Annotated in this window: 18 protein-coding genes; 4 read left to right on the top strand and 14 right to left on the bottom strand. The window is 66.7% G+C overall.

All coding sequences use genetic code 11. The features are described from left to right. Positions 1–9 precede the first annotated feature (9 nt). The 10 genes from B7G54_RS00860 to sapR all read right to left on the bottom strand — a co-directional run bounded on the left by B7G54_RS00860 (position 10) and on the right by sapR (position 11,483). Positions 10–2,607 (bottom strand): fimbria/pilus outer membrane usher protein, encoded by a 2,598-nt coding sequence (locus tag B7G54_RS00860; protein ID WP_085037320.1) that lies wholly within the window; start codon positions 2,605–2,607, stop codon positions 10–12. Between the two features lie 188 nt (positions 2,608–2,795). Next, entirely contained in the window at positions 2,796–3,536 is a 741-nt protein-coding gene (locus B7G54_RS00865) for a fimbrial biogenesis chaperone (RefSeq protein ID WP_085037321.1), read from the bottom strand. 110 nt (positions 3,537–3,646) lie between these two features. Next, a complete protein-coding gene (locus B7G54_RS00870) occupies positions 3,647–4,198 on the bottom strand; it encodes a fimbrial protein (protein ID WP_085037322.1) in 552 nt (183 codons plus the stop codon). A gap of 410 nt (positions 4,199–4,608) precedes the next feature. Beyond that, on the bottom strand, positions 4,609–5,385 hold the full coding sequence (locus B7G54_RS00875; protein WP_085037323.1) for an ABC transporter ATP-binding protein: 777 nt from the start codon (positions 5,383–5,385) through the stop codon (positions 4,609–4,611). Beyond that, complete coding sequence (locus tag B7G54_RS00880; protein ID WP_085037324.1) at positions 5,382–6,296, bottom strand: ABC transporter ATP-binding protein; 915 nt, start codon at positions 6,294–6,296, stop codon at positions 5,382–5,384. The genes B7G54_RS00875 and B7G54_RS00880 overlap by 4 nt, the downstream gene beginning before the upstream one ends. Before the next feature lies 1 nt (position 6,297). Next, complete coding sequence (gene nikC / locus B7G54_RS00885; protein WP_085037325.1) at positions 6,298–7,212, bottom strand: nickel transporter permease; 915 nt, start codon at positions 7,210–7,212, stop codon at positions 6,298–6,300. A gap of 66 nt (positions 7,213–7,278) precedes the next feature. Further along, positions 7,279–8,349 carry an ABC transporter permease gene (locus tag B7G54_RS00890; protein WP_085037326.1) on the bottom strand — a complete coding sequence of 357 codons (1,071 nt, stop codon included), beginning with the start codon at positions 8,347–8,349 and terminating at the stop codon, positions 7,279–7,281. A gap of 10 nt (positions 8,350–8,359) precedes the next feature. Further along, complete coding sequence (locus B7G54_RS00895; protein WP_085037327.1) at positions 8,360–9,961, bottom strand: ABC transporter substrate-binding protein; 1,602 nt, start codon at positions 9,959–9,961, stop codon at positions 8,360–8,362. A gap of 52 nt (positions 9,962–10,013) precedes the next feature. Next, positions 10,014–10,577: a D-alanyl-D-alanine dipeptidase gene (gene ddpX / locus B7G54_RS00900; protein WP_085037328.1), complete on the bottom strand. Its 564-nt coding sequence runs from the start codon at positions 10,575–10,577 to the stop codon at positions 10,014–10,016. A 24-nt stretch (positions 10,578–10,601) separates the two neighbouring features. Further along, positions 10,602–11,483: a sap1 transcriptional regulator SapR gene (gene sapR / locus B7G54_RS00905; protein WP_085037329.1), complete on the bottom strand. Its 882-nt coding sequence runs from the start codon at positions 11,481–11,483 to the stop codon at positions 10,602–10,604. Positions 11,484–11,740: 257 nt separating this feature from the next. Between sapR and B7G54_RS00910 the strand changes: the two genes are divergently transcribed. From B7G54_RS00910 to B7G54_RS00925, 4 genes are all read left to right on the top strand, one after another. Beyond that, positions 11,741–11,989, top strand: a complete 249-nt coding sequence (locus B7G54_RS00910; RefSeq protein ID WP_085037330.1) for a helix-turn-helix domain-containing protein — start codon at positions 11,741–11,743, stop codon at positions 11,987–11,989. A gap of 3 nt (positions 11,990–11,992) precedes the next feature. Beyond that, on the top strand, positions 11,993–13,327 hold the full coding sequence (locus B7G54_RS00915; RefSeq protein ID WP_085037331.1) for a type II toxin-antitoxin system HipA family toxin: 1,335 nt from the start codon (positions 11,993–11,995) through the stop codon (positions 13,325–13,327). A gap of 410 nt (positions 13,328–13,737) precedes the next feature. Continuing rightward, a complete protein-coding gene (locus B7G54_RS00920; protein ID WP_085037332.1) occupies positions 13,738–14,994 on the top strand; it encodes an oxalate decarboxylase family bicupin in 1,257 nt (418 codons plus the stop codon). Between the two features lie 84 nt (positions 14,995–15,078). Next, positions 15,079–16,386, top strand: coding sequence for an Nramp family divalent metal transporter (locus B7G54_RS00925; RefSeq protein WP_085037333.1), 1,308 nt, complete (start codon positions 15,079–15,081; stop codon positions 16,384–16,386). Between the two features lie 54 nt (positions 16,387–16,440). Here B7G54_RS00925 and B7G54_RS00930 read toward each other — a convergent pair whose 3' ends face one another. The 4 genes from B7G54_RS00930 to B7G54_RS00950 all read right to left on the bottom strand — a co-directional run bounded on the left by B7G54_RS00930 (position 16,441) and on the right by B7G54_RS00950 (position 20,824). After that, a complete protein-coding gene (locus B7G54_RS00930) occupies positions 16,441–18,030 on the bottom strand; it encodes an ABC transporter substrate-binding protein (protein WP_085037334.1) in 1,590 nt (529 codons plus the stop codon). 136 nt (positions 18,031–18,166) lie between these two features. Beyond that, the gene (locus B7G54_RS00935) at positions 18,167–18,502 is read right to left on the bottom strand and encodes a sugar ABC transporter ATPase (RefSeq protein WP_085037335.1); all 336 of its coding nucleotides are present in this window, start codon (positions 18,500–18,502) and stop codon (positions 18,167–18,169) included. 257 nt (positions 18,503–18,759) lie between these two features. After that, the gene (locus B7G54_RS00945) at positions 18,760–19,089 is read right to left on the bottom strand and encodes a hypothetical protein (RefSeq protein WP_085037336.1); all 330 of its coding nucleotides are present in this window, start codon (positions 19,087–19,089) and stop codon (positions 18,760–18,762) included. A gap of 175 nt (positions 19,090–19,264) precedes the next feature. Continuing rightward, positions 19,265–20,824, bottom strand: a complete 1,560-nt coding sequence (locus B7G54_RS00950; protein WP_085037337.1) for a DHA2 family efflux MFS transporter permease subunit — start codon at positions 20,822–20,824, stop codon at positions 19,265–19,267. Between the last annotated feature and the right edge of the window lie 91 nt (positions 20,825–20,915).

Consider the following 20,915-nt stretch of genomic DNA (forward strand, 5'->3'; position numbering starts at 1 on the left):
AGGGATTCCTTAGTGAGTGTCGGCGGTCGTCGAATCGGGCTGGCACATGCTCTTCACGGTCTGGATGCCCGACGCTTGCCGGCGATGTTCCGTGACCGGCAGGTCGTATGCGATTCGGCAGATCGAGCGGCGGTCGACGCCCCATTGAACCGTCAGCGAACCGCTGTCGGCGAGCCCGCGCGCGAAGATCTTGCTCGCCTGGCCGACGACGCCGACTTCCTTGCCGTTCTCGTCATGCACGGCGGCGCCGAACGGCAGTGGTGTGCCGTCGGCCTGCGGCGCCTGAACGAGTGCCGCGCGGCCGGTGTCGGTTGCAAAGCGGATCAGCGGCACGGCACCGGCGCGCGGCGCGATCTGCCGGCTGGTTTCCTTCAGTTCGACGTCCATCGAGATGCCCTTCGGATCGAGCGCGATCGTATTGAGGCTATAAGGCGTCAGGTACGGCACGACCGCGTAGCCGCTGCCGTCGACCTTGACGCCGGACGCGTTCGTGATGCGCGCGCCGGCCGCACCCGGCGCCTCGACGATCGCGAACGTCTCGGATACCGGCTGAGAGAACGTGATGCCGCCGCGGTGCGCGACCAGCGCGCCGCGCACGCCGAGCGAGCCTTGCTGGAAGTCCGTGCTCGCGCCCGCGCTGGCGCTGACTTCCGCCAGGCGCGTGCGGTACGTGACGTTGGCGCTGCCGTCCGTGGACGAATTCGATCCGGACGCGTGGTTCGCGCTGACGCTGTACGACAGCGCGTGGTCTTCGCCGAGCGTTCCGGACAGCGTCGACTGCATTCGGGTGCGGCCGAGCGTATCGCGCGACACGTTGCCCGAGACGGTCATCGGGCGTGCGCGGCCGAACGGGATCGTGACGTTGGCGTAATAGAGCGTGCTCATGTCGCCGCCGGCATTGCGCTGCCGCGTGGCCGTCAGGCTGTACGACACGTTGCGGAACTGGTTCGTGTAGCCGACCGAGTAGTTGACGTCCGAGCCGGGGCGATTCCAGTAGTTGACGGCGGATGCCGTGGCATTGATGCGCCCGCCGGTCGCGCCGAGGCGCTGCGTGAGCGCCAGCGACGCGCGATGGCGCTGACGCCAGATCGAATGGGTCGAGCGGCCGTCGCGCGCGGCATCGCGCGCTTGCATCGCGTCGTCGAGGCCGAAATAGCCGTCCGTCGAATAGCGATACGCGGCGAGTGCGATGTCGGTGCCGGTCGCTTCGACCGACTTCGCATAGCTGACGCGCACGCTCGAACCGCTGTAGCGCTTCGCGCCCGGGATCGCGGTCAGCGCATGCGTGACGTCCGCGCCGAACGCGCCGAACGACGTGTTGAACGCGCCGCCGAGCATCCCCGACACGTAGCCGCCGGCGAGCGTGACGCCGCCATAGGCCGTCAGCAGGTTCGTCAGGCCGCGCTGGTACGTGGCCTGCATGAACAGCGGCTGGCTCGAGCCGTGAGGATTGCGCAGCGTGCCCGCGACGAAGCTGTAGCGGCCGATGCCCGGCCGCAGCGACATCGGCACCGCGGCGTAGGGCACCGAGAACGTATGCACCGAGCCATCGGCCTCTTCGACGGATACCTGCAGGTCGCCGCCATATCCGGTCGGGTACAGGTCGTCGATTTCGAAATTACCGGGCGCGACGGTCGTCTCGTAGATCGTGACGTCGTTCTGGCGGACCGTCACCTTCGCGTTGCTGTTCGCGATGCCGCGCACGACCGGCGCATAGCCGCGCAGCGAGTCGGGCAGCATCCGGTCGTCGGTCGACAGGCGCACGCCGCGGAATTGCGTTGAGTCGAACAGTTCGCCCGACGTGTAGCTTTCGCCGATCACGAGTTGCGAGGACAGCGACGGCAGGTCGCGCTGCAGATAGGTCGCGAGGCCCTGGTACCGGCTCTGGCCACGCGACGACCATGAATAGGAGCCTTCATGGCGAAAGCGCCAGTTGCCGACGTTCACGCCGCCGTTCAGGCCGAGATAGCCTTGCGTTTGCGCGGTGTGGCCACTCGCCTTGGACGTATAGAGGTTGAAGTTGTACCCGAGCAGGCCGACGGTTTCGCCGGAAGTCCATTGATCGGGGCTCACGTAGCCGCGTGCCTTGCGCGCGAGCGATGCTTGCGGGATCGACAGCCTCAGCGTTTGGCGCGTGAAGTCGAATGCCGCGCTGGCGCCCGGCACGACTTCATCGAGTCGCAGGCATGCGGCGTCGCCGTCCAGACGGGCGACGACGTCCGGCGCGAGCTTGCCGAAATTGACGCCGACGCGCTCGAGCAGCGCGCGGTCGAAGCACGGATGTGCGTCGCCCGAATCCGGCGCGGCCACGAAGCGCACGTCGTAGCGGCCGATCCAGTCGGGACCGACATGCACGTCGGCGCTATACACCCCGGGAGCCGTCACGTTGCGTCGGGCGAATCGCGATACGTCGAAATTCCTGCCCAGGCGATTCTGCATGAACGCGCCGTCGAACTCGACTTGCGCGAGCGTGCCTTCGGCGACAGCGGGTGTCGTCGCGCGGCCATCGGCGGACCACGCGGCGACGCAGGCCGCCACCATCAGGTGGATCGGCTTGACGCGTGGCAGGCCGGCCACGCCTTGGCGCGGCAGTCGAGTCGAGGTCATGCGCAGTACTCCAGAAAGTTTCGGGGCGAACGGGCGCGATTCGCGGCGCAGGCGAGCGGATGCGCTGCGGCAGTGAGTGGCAAATCCAGGGTGTCTGTGCCGGCTGGTCGCGACGGCCGAAGTGGCGTCGGACGAAAGAGGCGGCGCGCTTGGCGCGCCGTGGATGCGTGCTGCCGGCGTCGGCCGCGTTACGGTGCGACGCTGACCTGACGTTCGATGTCGGTCGCACGCCCCCAGTCGTTGATGCTGCCGAATTCGACGGTTGCACCCGCGGCGGGCGCGCCGGCGAGATCTTTGATCGGGAACCGTTGCGTGCTTCGAGGCAGCACGTAACCCATGCCGGCGTCATGCTTGCGGCCGGCCGACTTCAGCAGCACGTTGCCGAAATTGACGACGAATGGCGTCGGATTGCTGGCCTCGAGCGCGTAGCCGCCGTCGACGCGAACCACGCGCCAGTCGATCTGCATGGGAGCGTCGTCGACATTGCCGGGCAGCCCGGTGGGGCGATACATGATCTTGATGCGCGAGCGGAACGCCAGCTGGATGCGGTTGCGGTCTTCTGCCGCGGACGCCTTCGGCGGCACTTCGAGGACGTTCAGCCAGAACAACGATTCCCGGTCGGCAGGAAGCGGTTCGCCGGTATGCACGAGACGCAGCGCCTGGCCGTTGCCGGCTTCCATCCGGAAGATCGACGGCGTCAGCGTGAACGGCACGTCGATGTTCTCGGGCAGCGCGCGGCTGTCGCCGTTGTCGAGCCAGGCCTGCACCAGTGCCGGACGCTTGCTGTCGTTCGTGAGCTGGATCGTGACTTCGCGCTCGCTGGACGGGAAGATGACACGCGTGCCGGCGATCACGACGCTCGCATCGGCCTGCGACGCGAATGCGGTGACGGCGAGGGTCAGCGTACGGAAGAGCTTCAACAGTTTCATGGGCGTGCGGACTCGGATCGGTGGGCAGGGAGCGGGCGGATGCGGCGGTTTCCGCGCCGCACGGCGTGACACGTGGAGATCGCCGGGGCGGCGACCTCCGTGTCTCGTCCTTACTGGTAGATCAGCGAGTACTCGACCCGCGACTGGACGTCGCCGGCCTTCACGGCGCCCGAGGCGTAGTATTCGGCGAAGTAGTTCAGCTTCGCCTTGCCGTCGGTATCGATGGTGGCCATCTCGGTGTTCGCACCGGTTTGCGCACCTACCGGGATCAGCTTCTGCTGCGAATCCAGCACGTTGATCTGGACGCCTTGGGCAGCCTTGTCGCCCGTGTCGATCTTCAAGCGGCCGCTCGACGGATCGACGTTCGTGCCGTTCTCGAACATGACGCCGACCTTCACCGGATTGCCATCGCCGACCGCGCAACCCGTGAGCGCCAGCGAGAACGCGCTGCGACCGGCGACGGCGCCGACATCGGCGAGCGCAGTGGTGCTGACCGGCGGCAGCGGGACCGTGAGATCCGAGCCACCGGTGACGCTGCACGTCGACGCGATGACGTTGCCACGGAATTCGATGGTGCCGTCCGCGGCGTGGGCCGCGGACGAAAAGGCCGCGCCGGCGGCGACGAGCAGGAACGGGATTGCGCTGCGCTTGATGATTCGCATATTTAAATCTCCAAATAAACTTCGGTTTTCGAAAGCGCGGGTTGAATTTAAATCTCAGAATGGCGCGTTTCGGATGAAATTATGCGATTTAAGTAAGGATTTTGTAATTTGACATGTACTAATGGATGCGGATTTCTTCTAGTACACGTACTAATTTAGTTTTTCGCCGAAGTCGGCAGGCAGGCTGAGGGGCGTTGGGGGCCGGCAGGAGAGGCTCGTGCGGGCGAGCATGCCGATACCGGAAATCGGTCGAGGGGCCGATTTCGGCGATCGCGCTATTCGAAGCGGAATGGAATTGGAATGACCGGCCGACGGAGCATGACGGCGGCCGGCATATCGCGTCGCGTTCGGGTCATGTCATGCGACGCGCGCGCAGGGGCGCACTTTCGCCGCGCGCCGCGCGCCGCGCGTCAGGCTGCCGGCGCGTCGATCGCCGGGTCGAGGCGGCGATAGCCTTCGGTTGCGCGCAGCAGCGTGCGCGTATAGTCGCGTGCGACCTGTCCGGCACGCACGTCCTCGATGCGCAGCTGCTCGACGATCCCGCCATGCTGCATCACCGCGACCCGCTGGCACAGGAAGCCGATCACCGCGAGGTTGTGGCTGACGAGGATCATCGTCAGGTTGCGTTCGCGATGCAGGCGGCGCAGCAGGTTCAGGATCTCGGCCTGCACCGACACGTCGAGCGCGGACGTCGGCTCGTCGAGCAGCAGCACGCGCGGCTCGACGATCAGCGCGCGCGCAATCGCGACGCGCTGCCGCTGGCCGCCCGACAACTGGTGCGGATAGCGGAACCGGAACGCGGGGCCGAGGCCGACCTCGGACAGTGCGCGGGCGATGCGCGCATCGGTGTCGCCCATGCCATGGATCGACAGCGGCTCGCGCAGCGTCTGGTCGACCGTGAAGCGCGGATGCAGCGACGCGTACGGATCCTGGAACACCATCTGCACGTGGCGGCGGAATGCGCGGTCGGGCGTGCCGCCGACCGGCCGGCCGTCGATCGACAGGCTGCCGCCCGCGAGCGGCACGAGACCCGTCAGCGCGCGCAGCAGCGTCGACTTGCCGGAACCCGATTCGCCGACGAGCCCGAACACCTCGCCGTCGCGCACCGCGAAGCTCGCGTCGCGCACGGCGTCGACGTGACCCGTGCGGGTCGGGAAACGGATCGATGCGTGATCGACGTCGATCATCGTGCGGCCTCCTGTCGATCGGCGGGGGTGCCGGCGTGCGACGCGGGCTCGAGCCACGCCGGATCGCGGCGCAGCACGGGCAGTTCGTCCGGCGGGTTCGCGAGCGGCGGGTTCGCCGCGAGCAGCCCGCGCGTATAGGGATGAGCAGCGTCGCGCAGGTCGCGCGCGGCGCAGGTTTCGACCACGCGGCCTGCGTACATCACCGCGACGCGATCGCAGAACGACATCACGAGCGGCAGGTCGTGGCTGATGAACATCAGGCCCGTGTCGTGCCGCGCGATCATCGCGTCGAGCACGGCGAGCACCTGCATCGATACCGCGACGTCGAGTGCGGAGGTCGGCTCGTCGGCGATCAGCAGGCGCGGGCCGGTCGACACCATCATCGCGATCATCACGCGCTGGCCCATGCCGCCCGACAGCTCGTGCGGATACGCATCGGCCACGCGCGCCGGGTCGCGGATCTGCACGGCCGCGAGCGCGTCGGCGATTCGCTCGCGCAGCGCGCGGCCGCGCAAGCCCGGCTCGTGCAGCCGGAACGCTTCGCCCATCTGCTTCGCGACGGTCATCACCGGGTTCAGCGAATATTTCGGATCCTGCAGGATCATGCCCATCTGGCTGCCGCACAGCCGCCGGCGTTCGCCCGGCGACATCGCGAGCAGGTCGTGGCCGGCGAAGCGCATCGTGCGTGCCGACCAGCGCGCGGCGTCGGGCAGCAGGCCGAGCAGCGCGCGGCCCGTCAGCGATTTCCCGGAGCCCGATTCGCCGACGATGCCGAGCCGCTCGCCGGGGGCGAGTGTCAGCGACAGGTCGCGCACGGCATCGGTGACGGTGCCGTCGTGCCCGCGAAAGCCGATCTTCAGGCCGTCGATCTCGCAGAGCGGCGCGGGCGAGGGGGCAGGATTCATCGGCATGTCACGCTCCATGGCGGGGATCGAAGACGTCGCGCAGCCCGTCGCCGAGCAGGTTGAACGCGAGGCTCACGAGCAGGATCGCGCAGCCGGGCAGCGTGGCGACCCACCACGCGTCGAGCAGCACGTTGCGGCCCGATGCGACCATGAAACCCCACTCGGGGCTCGGCGGCTGCGCGCCGAGGCCGAGGAAGCCGAGGCCCGCGACGGTCAGGATGATGCCGGCCATGTCGAGCGTTGCGCGCACGATTACCGACGACATGCACAGCGGCGTGATGTAGCGCAGCAGGATGCGCGGCCCCGACGCGCCCTGCAGCCGCGCGGCGTGGATGAAGTCGGCCTGCGCGATGCGGATCGTCTCCGCGCGCGCGAGCCGCGCATACGCGGGCCATGCGGTGATCGAGATCGCGACGACCGCGTTGATCACGCCGGGCCCGAGCGCGGCGGCGAACGCGAGCGCGAGCACGATCTTCGGGAACGCGAGCGCGATGTCGGTGATGCGCATCAGCACGCTGTCGACGAAGCCGCCGCAGTAGCCGGCCGTCGTGCCGATCAGCAGGCCGATCGGCACGACGATCACGACGACGAGCAGCGCAATGCCGAGCGTGAGGCGCGAACCGGCGATCAGCCGCGAGAGGATGTCGCGGCCGAGCTGGTCGGTGCCGAGCCAGTGCGACGGCGAGCCGGGCGGCAGCAGCCGGTCGGACAGCACCTGGCGCAGCGGATCGTGCGGCATGATCAGCGGGCCGACGATCGCGACGACGATCAGCGCGACGAGGATCGCGAGCCCGAACAGGTTGAGCGGGTTGGTGGCGAAACGACGCCAGCGTCGGTACGCGAGGCCGAGTGCGGCCTGCGAGCGCGACGCGGGCGCGTCGGACAGCAGCCACGCGCGCAGCGTGAGGCGCTCGGCGTTCATGATCGGACGACCTTCGGCATGGGCGATGAAAGAAGCAGGGTGGATGCAGTCATGTCGTTGCGGCCCTCAGCGCGCACGCGGATCGAACACGCGGTACAGCGCGTCGGTCAGCAGGTTGACGGTGATGAACATCGCGCCGATCACGAGCGTCGCGCCGAGCACCGCGTTCATGTCGGCGTTCAGCAGCGCGCCGGTCAGGTACGAGCCGAGCCCCGGCCACGCGAACACGATCTCGGTCAGCACCGAGCCTTCGAGCAGGTTGCTGTACGTAAGCGCGATCACGGTGAGCAGCGGCACCATGATGTTGCCGAACGCGTGCCGCCAGATCACGCGCCGTTCCGACAACCCTTTCGCGCGTGCGGTGACGATGTATTCCTGGCTCAGCTGGTCGAGCATGAACGAGCGTGTCATCCGGCTCAGGTACGCGACGGAGTAGTAGCCGAGGATCGCGGCCGGCAGCGCGATGTGCGACACCGCGTTGCGGAACACGTCCCACTCGCCCGCGAGCGCCGCGTCGATCAGCAGGCTGCCCGTGCGCGTGTCGACCATCCCGTCGTACACGGGATCGAGCCGGCCGGGCCCGCCGACCCAGTGCAGCCGCGCGTAGAACAGCAGCAGCCCCATCAGCCCGAGCCAGAATACCGGCACCGAATTGCCGATCAGCCCGACGAAGCGCGCGATGTGGTCGATCGGCCGGTTGTGCTTCACGGCGGCCGCGACACCGAGCGGCACGCCGATCGCGATGCCGATCAGCGTCGCGATCGTCGCCAGTTCGAGCGTGGCCGGGAACACGCGCTTGATGTCGTCGAGCACAGGGTTCGCGGTCAGCAGCGACACGCCGAGATTGCCGTGCAGCACGTCGCGCGCGTAGATCAGGAATTGCGCGACGAGCGGCTTGTCGAGCCCGAGCGCGATGCGTTCGGCCGCATACGCCTCGGCCGACGCGCGATCGCCGAGGATCGCGAGCACGGGATCGATCGGCACCTTGCGGCCGATCACGAACGTCAGCGCGAGCAGCCCCGCGAACGTGACGGCGAGCGTGAGCGCCCAGCGCAGCACGCGCAGTGCCCAGCGTACGGCCGGGCGCCGCGCGGGCAGCGTGCGCAGTGCTTCGAGGGAGGAGGCGGGAGTCGACATGCGGCGAATCTTATTGCTTCTTCAGGTTGCGGTACGACACGAGATCGTTGATCGGCCCGACGTCGAGCCCGCTCACGCCGGGCCGCGTCGCGACCTGCGCGACTTTCTCGAACATGATCACGAACGGCGAGCGCGCGAGCAGGTCCTTCTGCATCGCCTGGTACCGTTGCGCGCGTTTCGCGGCAGTCGGTTCGGCGAGCGCCGTATCGGTTTCCTTCGTCAGTTGCGGGATGTCCCAGCTATTGCGCCAGGCCAGCATTTTATAGCTCGACTTGTCGGTGTTGTCCGGATTCCATGCAAAACCCTGCGCGTTGCTGTGCGGATCGATGTAGTCGGCCGACCATTCGCCGATGTAGATGTCGTGCTGGCGCGCGCGGTATTTCGCGAGTGTCTGCTTGTTGTCGCCGGGGATCAGTTGCACCTTGATGCCCGCCTGGGCGAAGTTCGCCTGCACGGCCTGCGCGATTTCGGTGTACGGATAGTCATTGCGCACGTCCATCGTCACCGAAAACCCGTTCGGCACGCCGGCCTTCGCGAGCAGCGCCTTCGCCTTCGCGACGTCGAGCCGGTACGGGTTCGCGTTCAGCGTGCCGAGGAAGCCTTCGGGCAGGAAGGTCTGGTGCACCTTGTAGGTCGTCTTCACCACGTTAGCCTGGATGCCGGCATAGTCGACCAGCCACTTCAGCGCTTCCTGCACGTCGGGTTTCGCGAGCGTCGGGTTCTTCGTGTTCAGGCCGAGATACAGCAGCGTCGCCTGCGGCGAGGCCGACACCTTCGCCTTGCCGGACTTCACGACCGACGCCAGATCGTCGGGGCTCAGGTCGCGCGCCGCATCGACATCGCCGTTTTCCAGCAGCAGACGCTGGCTTGCTGCTTCGGGCACGTGGCGCAGCACGATGCGCTTCATCGCGAGCGGCAGCCGGTAGCCGTCGAAGCGCTGCAGTACGAGGCTGTCGCCGGCCGTCCATTTCACGAGCTTGTAGCCGCCGGAGCCCGCTTCGTTGGTCTTCAGCCATGCGTTGCCGAAGTCGTTGCCTTGCTGATGCGACAGCAGCAGCTTCCTGTCGAGCACCGACGCGGGCCAGGAGCCGAGCACGTTCAGCACGAAGGTCGGCGCGTACTTCTGGTCGGTCGTGACCGACACCGTCAGGTCGTCGAGCTTCTTCACGTTGGCGACGACGTTCGCCTTCGTGAGCCCGATGCCGGTCAGCACGGCGGCCGGGCCCTTGTCGAGCAGCACCGCGCGCTGGATCGACCAGGCGACGTCGTCGGCCGTGAGCGGGTTGCCCGAGTGGAACTTGAGGCCGGGGCGCAGCTTGAACGTATAGGTCAGCCCGTCGGGGCTCACCGTCCACGACTGCGCGACGTCGCCGTTGAATTTCGACGGATCGCGCAGGTCGACTCGCACGAGCCGGTCGTACGTGTTCGCGACGTATTCCTCCGGCACCAGCTCGTAGATCTCGCCCGGGTCGAGCGTCGTGAATTCGTCGAGCAGCGTGGCCATCACGAACATGTCCTTCGGCGTCTCCGCGCGCGCGGCGGAGAGCGGAACGGCGGCGAGAACGGATGCGGCGGCCAGCGCCGCGACGAGCCGGGATGTCGGGAATTTCATGTGCGCTCCATCTGTCGTTGAACGTGAACGGTGAGGGGAATGCGTATGGCCATCACATCAGGTGCCACGGGCCGCTGTCGGCATTGTCGATCTGCGGCAACGCGCGCGAGCCCGGCAATTCGTAGTGCCACCATTCGCTGTCGATGTGCGCGAAGCCGGCGGCGTGCATCACGCCGAGCAGCAGCAGGCGGTTGCGCTGCACGGCTTCGGGCAGCCCCGCGTGGAAGTGGCCCGACGCGGCGACCATCTCGTCGAAGCCGGTGCCCATGTCGAGGGGTTCGCCATTCGCGCCGACGAGCGTCAGGTCGAGCGCGGTGCCGCGGCTGTGATTCGAGCCGCGGCCGAGGTCGGCGATGAAATTCGGATCGGGCAGGAAATCCCACAGCACCTGCTGCGCCTGCGGCGGCCGATACGCGTCGTAGATCCGCAGCGTGAAGCCGGCCTGTGCCGCGACGTTCACCGCGCGGCGCAGCGCGGCTTCGGCCGGCTCCAGCAGCAGGCAGTGCGCGCGACGGTAGATCGGCTTGCCGGTCAGGTTGCGCTCGGTCGCGTAGACGAGATCGATGTCGACGCGATGCGTGGCGGGTGTGATTTCAACGAGGCGGTGAGCATTCATCGGCGGGTCGGAGGGCACTCGCATTCAGGATTCGAATTGATCGAACGTGTGCTGCAGTTCGCGGTTGCGCGCGACGCGCCGGTCGATCGCGGGGCCGAGGCGGTCGACCACGGCCGTGATCAGCAGGTTGAACAGGCAGGTGAGCGGCGCGAGCGAATCCCAGAACTGGCCGACGTCGGTCTTTACCTGCAGCAGGTCGGCCGGCCAGTCGCGCGCCCACGGGCACGAGAGATCGGTGACCAGCGCGAACGGCTGCCCGCGCTCGGCGGCCGCCTGGCAATAGCGGCGCGCGCTGCGCGAATACGCGCGCGTATCGGTGACGATGCAGTACGGCCGCTCGAATTCGGAGTTCAGCGAATCGACGTACGAGCCCGACTGGCCGTCGGAATAGAACACGCGCGGGCGCAGGTATTCGAGGTAGCTGCTGAATGCGTTGCTGATCCCGCGCGTCGACTGGATGCCGAGGATGAAGACGGCGTCCGCCTGCGCGATCCGGTCGGCCACCTGCGCGAACACCGGGCCTTCGGCGAGCCGGTACACGTGGCGAATCGCATCGAGCTCGCGCTCGAGCGACGACGCGAGCGGGCCTTCGCTGCCGTTGCGGTCGGGTTCGGCCGGTTGCGTGCCGGCGACGCGGCGGTATTCGTCGAGCCGGTCGGTGATCATCCATGGGCGATCGCCGCCGCCGCGCAACTCGCGCTTCAGGTCGTCGAGGTTGCGATAGCCGACGCTGCGCAGGAAGCGCCCGACCGAGATGCCGCTGGTGCCGGCCTGCTGCGCGATCTGGTCGGCCGTCTCGAGTCCGAGCCGGTCGAGGTTCGCGAGCATGTAGCTCGCGATGCGCTTGGCCGTCGGCGTCAGCTCGGCATAGCGGGATTCGACGGTACGGGCGAATGCGCAGGTCATCGGCTGTTAGATCGTTGTCGTCTGATGATCGAATGTCATCCATCTAACAAAGCCAAAATCATTCATGCCAGCGGATAAAAACTATGGTGTGGTGAGGGGTGATAGGGTCGAAAGCGTGGTCGGTGGCCGGGAGCGGGCGTGTGCAGATGGGAGAATTATTGCTGTCGCACATATTTTGCGTTTATGCCTGACGGGAATAATTTGCGTTTATGCCTGTCAGGGATATACTGCGTTTATTACCTCCAGGAATCCGCGCCGTGAATTTCATCGTCAATACGCCCGCGCAACTGGGCGAGATCCTGTCGTCCGCGCGTCAGGCCAAGGGCCTGACGCAAGCCGAAGCGGCGGCGCGGATCGGCGTGGGCCAGTCGCGCCTGTCGTCGCTCGAATCCACGCGTACCGAAAGCCTGTCGCTCAGCCAGTTGCTCGAGCTGACCGCGTTGTACGGTCTCGAACTCTGCATTCGCCCGAAGGATGGGCGCGACGCAGCCGATGTCGAGTGGTAGGCAATGGGACGCAAATCTCACACTCGCGCGTTGTCGATCTGGGCGAATGGCCAGCGGGTCGGCACATGGCGAATTCCCGCACGCGGCGACATGGAGCTGTTGTACGACGTCGGCTGGAAGCAGTCGGCGGTCGGCCGCCCGTTGTCGCTGTCGCTGCCGTTCGGCGTCGGCGATGCACCGCTGCGCGGCGAACGCATCAATCACTATTTCGACAACCTGCTTCCGGACAGCGATGCGATCCGGCGCCGCTTGGCTGCCCGGTTCGGCACGGCGACGACCGAGCCGTTCGATCTGCTCGCCGCGCTCGGTCGCGACTGCGTCGGGGCGGTGCAATTGCTCGGCGAAGACGATGTGCCGACCGGTCTGGATCGTATCGACGGCACGCCACTGTCGGACGACGACGTGGCACGCGTGCTCGATCAGGCGAGCGGTGTGGTGACGGGTGGCGGGGACGACGACGATTTCCGGCTGTCGCTGGCCGGTGCGCAGGAAAAGACCGCACTGCTGTTTCACGGCGGGCGGTGGATGCGTCCGCATGGTGCGACGCCGACGACGCATATTCTGAAGTTGCCGCTCGGACTCGTCGGCAACAAGCGCGCGGATCTCACGACGTCAGTCGAAAACGAGTGGCTGTGTCTGGCGATCCTGCGCGCTTTTGACCTGCCGGCGGCGGACGCGCAGATCACGTACTTCGGCGAGCACAAGGTGCTGTCGGTCGCGCGTTTCGACCGCGCACTGCATCGTGACGGCAGGTGGCTGTTGCGATTGCCGCAGGAGGACTTCTGCCAAGCGCTCGGCGTGCCGCCGCACTTGAAATACGAGTCACACGGCGGCCCCGGTGTGCCCGACCTGGCGAGCCTCCTGCGCCGTTCGGAAACGGCGCAGGAGGATCTCGACACGTTGTTTGCCGCCCAGATCGTGTTCTGGATGCTCGCGGCGCCGGATGGGCATGCGAAGAATTTCAGCCTGCGCCTGCTGTCGGGCGGCCGTTTCCGCCTCACGCCGCTCTACGACGTGATGTCGATCTGGCCGGTCGAGGGCGACGGCGCGAACCAGTGGTCGTGGCACAAGGCGAAGCTGGCGATGGCCGTACACGGCAAGCGCAAGCATTACGCGATGCGCGACATTACGCGACGGCACTTCAGCGCGATGGCCGAGCACTGTCTGATCGGCGATATCGCGACGCCGATCGTCGAACGGCTCATCGCCATGACGCCGCAGGTGATCGATTCGGTCGGCGCTGCGCTGCCTCCCGGTTTTCCGGCACGGGTCGCGGAGCGCGTTCTGGGCGGATTGAGGTTCGCCGCGCAACGGCTCGACGAAATGCCGCGGGAGTGAACGGCATCCCGGCTCGGCCGGGCTGCGTTCGAGGCATCGACAGTCGCGTGCTTCCGTTCATGTCATCCGTTATCCGGATCGATTGCGTCGCATCGCGGTTGCGCGCTTCGCATATCCACTTCCTCTTACCGCCGTTCCTCGCATGACGACCGCGCCCGGTCGCATTCCCACCTTCACCTGACCCGACCGATTCATCGCCATCGGTCGCCCGCCCGCACCCCACAGCACCTCAATCATTACAAAATTAAAGCGGATCAGATTAACTCATTAATTCAGGTTAATAATTCATTTAAGTTTTAATGAAAATTGGATTTAACTTGCGTCACGGGATGTTCGATTTTCGATAATCAGAAAAGCGACAAGTATTCCGTAATGAAAATTCGCTCAATTGCAGGCATGAAGAGGACATCATGACGAATCTTTCTCGACGCAAGATGCTGGCGGGAACGGCGGGCGCCATTGCCGCGGCGGGTATTGCCGTGTCGGCCAAGGCGGCCTCGTTCGGCAATCCGGACAGCCCGCCGGAAGGCGCGGTGAATGCGCGCAACCGGCAGAGCCTGACCGATCCGGGGCCGAAAAATCCGGCCATTGCGAATCAATTTCCGTCCTTTCAGGATCCGCCGGCCACCGATATCAACGGCATGCCGTTATTCTGGGCCTCGTTCAATAACGCACATAAAAGAATTCAAAATGGCGGGTGGGCGCGTGAAGTCACGCAGGACGACTTTGCGATTTCCGAAACCATTTCCGGCGTCAACATGCGCCTCACGCGCGGCGGCATTCGCGAGATGCACTGGCACCAGCAGGCCGAGTGGGCCATCATGCTCGACGGCCGCTGCCGGATTACGGTGCTCGACGAACTGGGGCGGCCGTCGGTCCAGGACGTGAAAACCGGCGATCTCTGGTATTTCCCGCCCGGCCTGCCGCATTCGCTGCAGGGCCTCGGCACCGACGGCGCCGAATTCCTGCTCGCGTTCGATAACGGCCGGGCATCGGAATTCAACACGCTGCTGCTGACCGACTGGGTCGCGCACACGCCGCCCGACGTGCTCGCGCTCAACTTCGGCGTGCCGGCCGACGCATTCAGGAACATTCCGCTCGACAACCTGTGGATCTTCCAGGGCGACGAACCGGGCCCGCTCGCGGAGGCCCAGCGCGCATCGGCGTCGTCGGCAGGGGCGCCGCCGCATCCGTTCATCTTTTCGCTCGGCGACATGAAGCCGGTCAGGAAGACCCGCGGCGGCGAAGTGAGGATCGCGGACAGCACGAACTTCAACGTGTCGACCACAGTCGCGGCGGCACTCGTCACCGTGCATCCGGGCGGCATGCGCGAGTTGCACTGGCACCCGAACGCGGACGAATGGCAGTACTACCTGCAGGGCGAGGCACGGATGACCGTGTTCGACACGGGGCCGAAGGCGCAGACGGCCGACTTCCGCGCGGGCGACGTCGGCTACGTGAAGAAGAGCCTCGGGCACTACGTGCAGAACACCGGCCACACCGATCTGGTGTTCCTCGAGATCTTCAAGACTGACCGCTATGCGGAAGTGTCGTTGTCCGACTGGCTCGCGCATACGCCGCCGCAGCTCGTCGAAGCGCACCTGAACGTCGCACCGGGCGTGATCGCGCAGTTGCCGCGCAACCGTCCCGACGTCGTGCCGCTGTAATACCGCCGCCGTGGCCGGCAGGCGGCATGCCGGCCGCGGCACCCGAACTTCAGGAAGCCTTCCTCATTCGAACGGAACACCACCATGATTCCCGTCACGAACAAACCTGCCGGCGGCCTCGCGCTGCCGGGCCTGTCCACCGGGCCCACCGACGGCGCGGCGCGCGCCGCGCTGGAAGGGCGCCGCACCGGTGTCGCCGCGCTGCTGCCGTTCGTCGGCCCGGCCGTGATCGCGTCGATCGGCTATATGGATCCCGGCAACTTCGCGACCAACATCCAGGCCGGCGCCGCGTACGGCTACCGGCTGCTGTGGGTCGTGCTGGCCGCGAACGCGATCGCGATGCTGTTCCAGGCGATGTCGGCCAAGCTCGGCATCGTGACCGGCCGCAATCTCGCGGAGCTGTGCCGCGACCGTTTTCCCGCGCCGGTCGTATGGGGCATGTGGGTCGCATCCGAGATCGCCGCGATGGCGACCGACCTCGCCGAATTCCTCGGTGGCGCGCTCGCATTCGGGCTGTTGTGCCACCTGCCGCTGTTCGCCGGGATGATCGCGACGGCGCTCGCGACCTGCGCGATCCTCGCGCTCGAAAAGCGCGGCTTCCGGCCGCTGGAAGCCGCGATCGCGGCACTGGTCGGCGTGATCGGCGCATGCTATCTCGGCGAACTGCTGATCGCGCCGCAGGACTGGCGCGCGGCCGCGTTCCACCTGGTCGTCCCGCAGATTCCGGATCACGCGGCGCTGACGATCGCGGTCGGGATCATCGGCGCGACGATCATGCCGCACACGCTGTATCTGCATTCGGGTCTCACGCAGGATCGCACCGCACCGCGCGACGACGCGGAGCGGCGGCGGCTCGTGCGCTTCTCGAACCGCGAGGTCGTCGTCGCGCTCGGGCTGGCCGGGTTCGTGAATCTCGCGATGGTGATGATGGCGTCGTCGGCGTTTCACGTCAGCGCGCCGGGCATGACCGACATCGGCGACGCGTACCACACGCTGGTCCCGGTGCTCGGGCCGGCGGCCGGCGCGCTGTTTCTCGTTGCGTTGCTGACGTCGGGCGTGTCGAGTTCGGTGGTCGGCACGATGGCCGGGCAGGTCGTGATGCAGGGCTTCATCCGCCGACGCATGCCGGTCTGGGTGCGGCGCGCGGTGACGATCGCGCCCGCGTTCGCGGTGGTCGCACTCGGCTGCGACGTCACGCGCGCGATGGTCGCGAGCCAGGTCGTGCTGAGTTTCGTGCTGCCGCTGCCGATGATCGCGCTGCTGATGCTGTCGGCGCGCGCGGACGTGATGGGCGCCTACGCGATGCGGATGCCGCTGCGGATCGTCGCCGGAGCGGCGACGGTCGTGATCGTCGGGTTGAATGCGTACCTGGTGTGGGCGGCATTCAATTGAACGGCAGCGGGCCGGTGCCCGCTGCTGCATGTCCGGCGCCTCGCGCAGCCGCGATTACTTCGCGAGCGTGCGGTATGACACGAGGTCGTTGATCGGCCCGATTTCCGGCCCGGTCACGCCGGGGCGCGTCGCGACCTGCACGACCTTCTCGAACATGATGATGAACGGCGAGTTCGCGAGCACGGCCTTCTGCAGCGCTTCGTAACGCTGCGCGCGCTTCACGGGCGACGGCTCGACGAGCGCGGCCTCGGTGTCCTTCGTCAGTTGCGGAATGTCCCAGCTGTTGCGCCACGCGAGCATTTTCGTCGGCGACTGGTCGGAGTTGTCCGGATTCCACGCGAAGCCGCGCGCATTGCTGTTCGGGTCCATGTAGTCGGGCGACCATTCGCCGACGAAGATGTCGTGCTGGCGCGCGCGATACTTGCCGATCGCCTGCTTCGCATCGCCCGGAATCAGCTTCACGCGGATGCCGCCTTGCGCGAAGTTCGCCTGCAGCGCCTGCGCGATCTCGAGATACGGATAGTCGTTCGGCATGTCCATCGTCACGTCGAAGCCGTTCGGCAAGCCGGCCTTGGCGAGCAGCGCCTTCGCCTTCGCGACGTCCTGCTTGTACGGCCGTGCGTTCGACGTGCCGAGGAAGCCTTCCGGCAGGAAGGTTTCATGCACCTTGTAGGTCGTGCTGACGATGTTGCGCTGGATGCCGTCGTAGTCGACGAGCCATTTCATCGCCTGCTGCACCTCGGGTTTCGCGAGGTTCGGGTTCTTCGTGTTCAGGCTCAGGTACAGCAGTGCGGATACCGGCCACGACGCGACCTTGATCTTGCCGGCCTTCGTCAGCGCGGCGAGGCTGTCGGGGCTCAGGTTGCGCGCGGCGTCGGCGTCGCCGTTCTCCAGCAGCAGCCGTTGCGCGGACGCTTCGGGCACGTGGCGCAACACGATGCGCTTCATCGGGTAAGGCGTGCGGTACTTGTCGAAACGCTGCAGCACGATGGTCTCGTTGGGCGTCCACTTGACGAGCTGGTACGGGCCCGAGCCCGCGTCGTTGGTCCGGAGCCAGCCGCTGCCGAAATCGTTGCCCTGCTGGTGCGACAGCAGCAGCTTCTTGTCGAAGACCGATGCCGGGCAGGCGCTCAGCACGTTGAGCACGAAGCTCGGTGCGTACTTGCGGTCGGTTTCGAGCACGACGGTCTGCGGATCGACCACGCGCACCTTCTGCATCACGTTCGTCTTCGTGAGACCGAGATCGGCGAGCACGCCGGCCGGCCCCTTGTCGAGCAGGATGGTGCGCTGCAGCGACCACGCGACGTCGTCGGCGGTCACCGGGTTGCCGGAATGGAACGTGAGGCCGGGGCGCAGCTTGAACGTGTAGGTCACGCCGTCGGCGCCGACCGTCCACGATTGCGCGATCTGCCCGTCGAAGCGCGTCGGGTCCTTCAGGTCGACACGTACCAGGCGTTCGTAGGTGTTCGCGACGTACTCGGACGGCACCAGTTCGTAGATCCCGCTCGGGTCGAGGGTCGTGAATTCGCCGAGCTGCGTGGCGACGACGAAGATGCCGGGCGGCGTGGCTGCCTGCGACGGCAGCGCCGGAACAAGTGCGACGAGCGCGGCGCTGACGAACAGCCGGGACAGCAGGTGCTTCATGCGGGCTCCGTTGAAAGGGAATCGTGGGTGCGATTCTCTCATCGACGGCCGCCCGGATGAAAATATTCAGCGTGCGCACCGGCAGGGTGGCGCACGGAGCGAGCCGGGCGGGCGCCCGGCATCGGCAGGGTTCGGATCAGATCACGCAGCGCGCGATCGCGAAGCGCATCGCTTCCTCGGCCGGCTCGTTGCCGGAGCCGCGCACGACCTTGACGACCGAACCGTGGCCCGACGGGGTCAGCGTGACGAAGTACGAGTTCGAGCCGACGGCGATATCGGTTACGCCGTTGCGCTGCGATTGCTCGGTGCCCGACAGGCGGCTGTCGAGGCAGTTGGCGATCGCATAGGCCGGACGTTGCGACGACACGTAGATCATCGGCGCTGCGCCGGACGACGCGGCCGAGTCGGACGAGGGCGCGGAACCGCAGGCAGCGAGCAGGGCGGCGGGAAGGAGCAGCAGGAATCGTTTCATGGTGGGTCGTCGTGTGTCTCGTATCGAGGCTGGGGCGCGGGGTAGGCGAAACGCGAAGCTTCGCGACGAAACCGCCCGGAATCGGGCCGTTTTTGACGGACGACGATGCGACAGGCGGCTGACGACGGAGTATACCCGCAGCATTTGACGGCGTTGGCGCGTTGAAACGATTCGATACACAACAAGCACCCGCTGCCGCGCGGCGGCAGCAGGCGTTTCAGGCGACGGCGAATGGGCACTTGCCGGTGTTGTCGATGTTATTGGCCGATCTGGTGGCTGACCGCATTTTCCTGCTGGTTCAGCACGTGCTTTTCGCTCTTCGTGATGTGGCTGTGATCCTGCACAGCCATGTCCCGCTCTTCCTGGCGGATCTTGCGGTCGTCGCGGTGCAGGCGCGCGGCCTGTGCGTGCGACATCTCGCCTTCCTTCACTTCGTGATGGATCCGGCGATTCTGGTTGGCGAGGCGCTGGTTGACCTCTTCGCGGCGCGGATGCGTCTGTTGCCACGGCGTGTCGGCGAACGCGGTGCCGGTCAGCACCGACATCAGGGTGGCGGCGATCGCGAGATGGCGGGTGAGGGCTCGCATGGGGTTTTCTCCTGTCGTTGCGCGTCCGGATCGTGGGCGCTTGACGAAAAAACGCGGAGCGGGCCTGGGCTGTTGACGTTTCTGCCTGTATCGATTGCAAGTCTTTATTACGTCGGCGCGTTGCGGCGCGGGCCCCGGCGTGCGCGGTGCGGGGCCCGGCCGTCGCGAATGCGGATCAATGTGCGCCGGCCGCCGCCGCATCGGCATCGCCGCCGCCCGAGCGCGACGGTTTCGTGATCCAGATCAGCGGAATGATCGCGATGAAGATGATCGCCGACACGTAGAAGATATCGTTCAGCCCCATCACGGCCGCCTGCGAATCGACCGATGCGTTGAAGAACGCGAGCGCCGAATCGGGGCTCAGGTGCAGCAGCGAGCGTGTCGCGTCGACCTGCTGCGTGAACACCGGGTTGGTGACGCTCGCCTGCTCGGTGAGCCGCACGTGATGCAGGATCGTGCGGTCGTTCCACGCATTGCTGATCAGCGACGTGCCCACCGCGCCGCAGAAGGTGCGGCCGAAATTCGACAGGCCCGCGGCGGCCGGGATCTTGTCCGGCGGCAGCCCGGACAGGATGATCGACGTCAGCGGCACGAAGAACATCGCCATCGGGATGCCCTGCAGCAGCGTCGGCAAAATGAGATCAAGGCGCGACACGTCGGTATAGAAGGTCGTGCGCATCATGAACACCACCGCGAAGCCGACGAATGCGAGCGTCGCGATGTAGCGCGGATCTGTGCGCGGCAGCAGGCGCCCCATGACCGGCGTGAGCAGGATCGCGAACAGCCCGAGCGGCGCGGTGGCGAGCCCCGAATCGACCGCGCGGTAGCCGAGATAGCCCTGCATCCACTGCGGCAGCAGCACCAGCGTGCCGAAGAACATCCCGTACGCGACCGAGATCGCAATCGTGCCGCCCGCGAAATTGCGTTGCGTGAAGAGCCGCAGGTCGACGATCGGATTGACCTCGTGGAGCTCCCACACGAGGAAGAACGCGAAGCCGATCAGCGCGACGATGCCGAGCGCGACGACGACGGGCGAGTTGAACCAGTCGAGATCCTTGCCCTTGTCGAGCATGATCTGCAGCGATGCGACCCACAGCACGAGCAGCAACAGGCCGACCGTATCGATCGGCATGCGTTTCGTGGCCGATTCGCGGTCGCGGAACACGATCCACGTGACGGCTGCCGCGAAGAAGCCCACCGGGATGTTGATGTAGAAGATCCACGACCAGTTGTAGTCGTAGGTGATCCAGCCGCCGAGCGACGGCCCCGCGATCGGGCCGACGAGCGCGGTCATCGACCACAGCGCCAGCGCGCTCGACGATTTCTGCCGTGGCCACGCGCCGAGCAGCAGCGCCTGCGACAGCGGCGCGAGCGGCCCGGCGACCGCGCCCTGCAGGATCCGCGCGGCGAGCAGCGTCGGCAGGTTCGGCGCGATCCCGCACAGCCACGACGCGAACACGAACAGCAGGATCGACGTGACGAACAGGCGCACCTGGCCGAAGCGCTGCGTGAGCCAGCCGGTCAACGGAATCGACACCGCGTTCGCGGCCGCGAAGATCGTGATCACCCACGTGCCCTCGTCGACCGACACGCCGAGGTCGCCCGAGATCGTCGGAATGGCGACGTTCGCGATCGACGAATCGAGCACGTTCATGAACATCGCGAGCGATACCGCGATCGTGCCGATCGCGAGGCGGCCGCCCGACAGCGGGGCTGGAGTTGACGGAGAGGTCATGGGTTTCCTGCGTAAGGTACGTAACGGATGCGGCCCGTTGCGGCGGACGCGCGTTGCCGCGCACGCGTGCGAAAGCGATGCAGGCGCGGCT

This window comes from Burkholderia puraquae (assembly GCF_002099195.1).
GTDB lineage: Bacteria > Pseudomonadota > Gammaproteobacteria > Burkholderiales > Burkholderiaceae > Burkholderia > Burkholderia puraquae.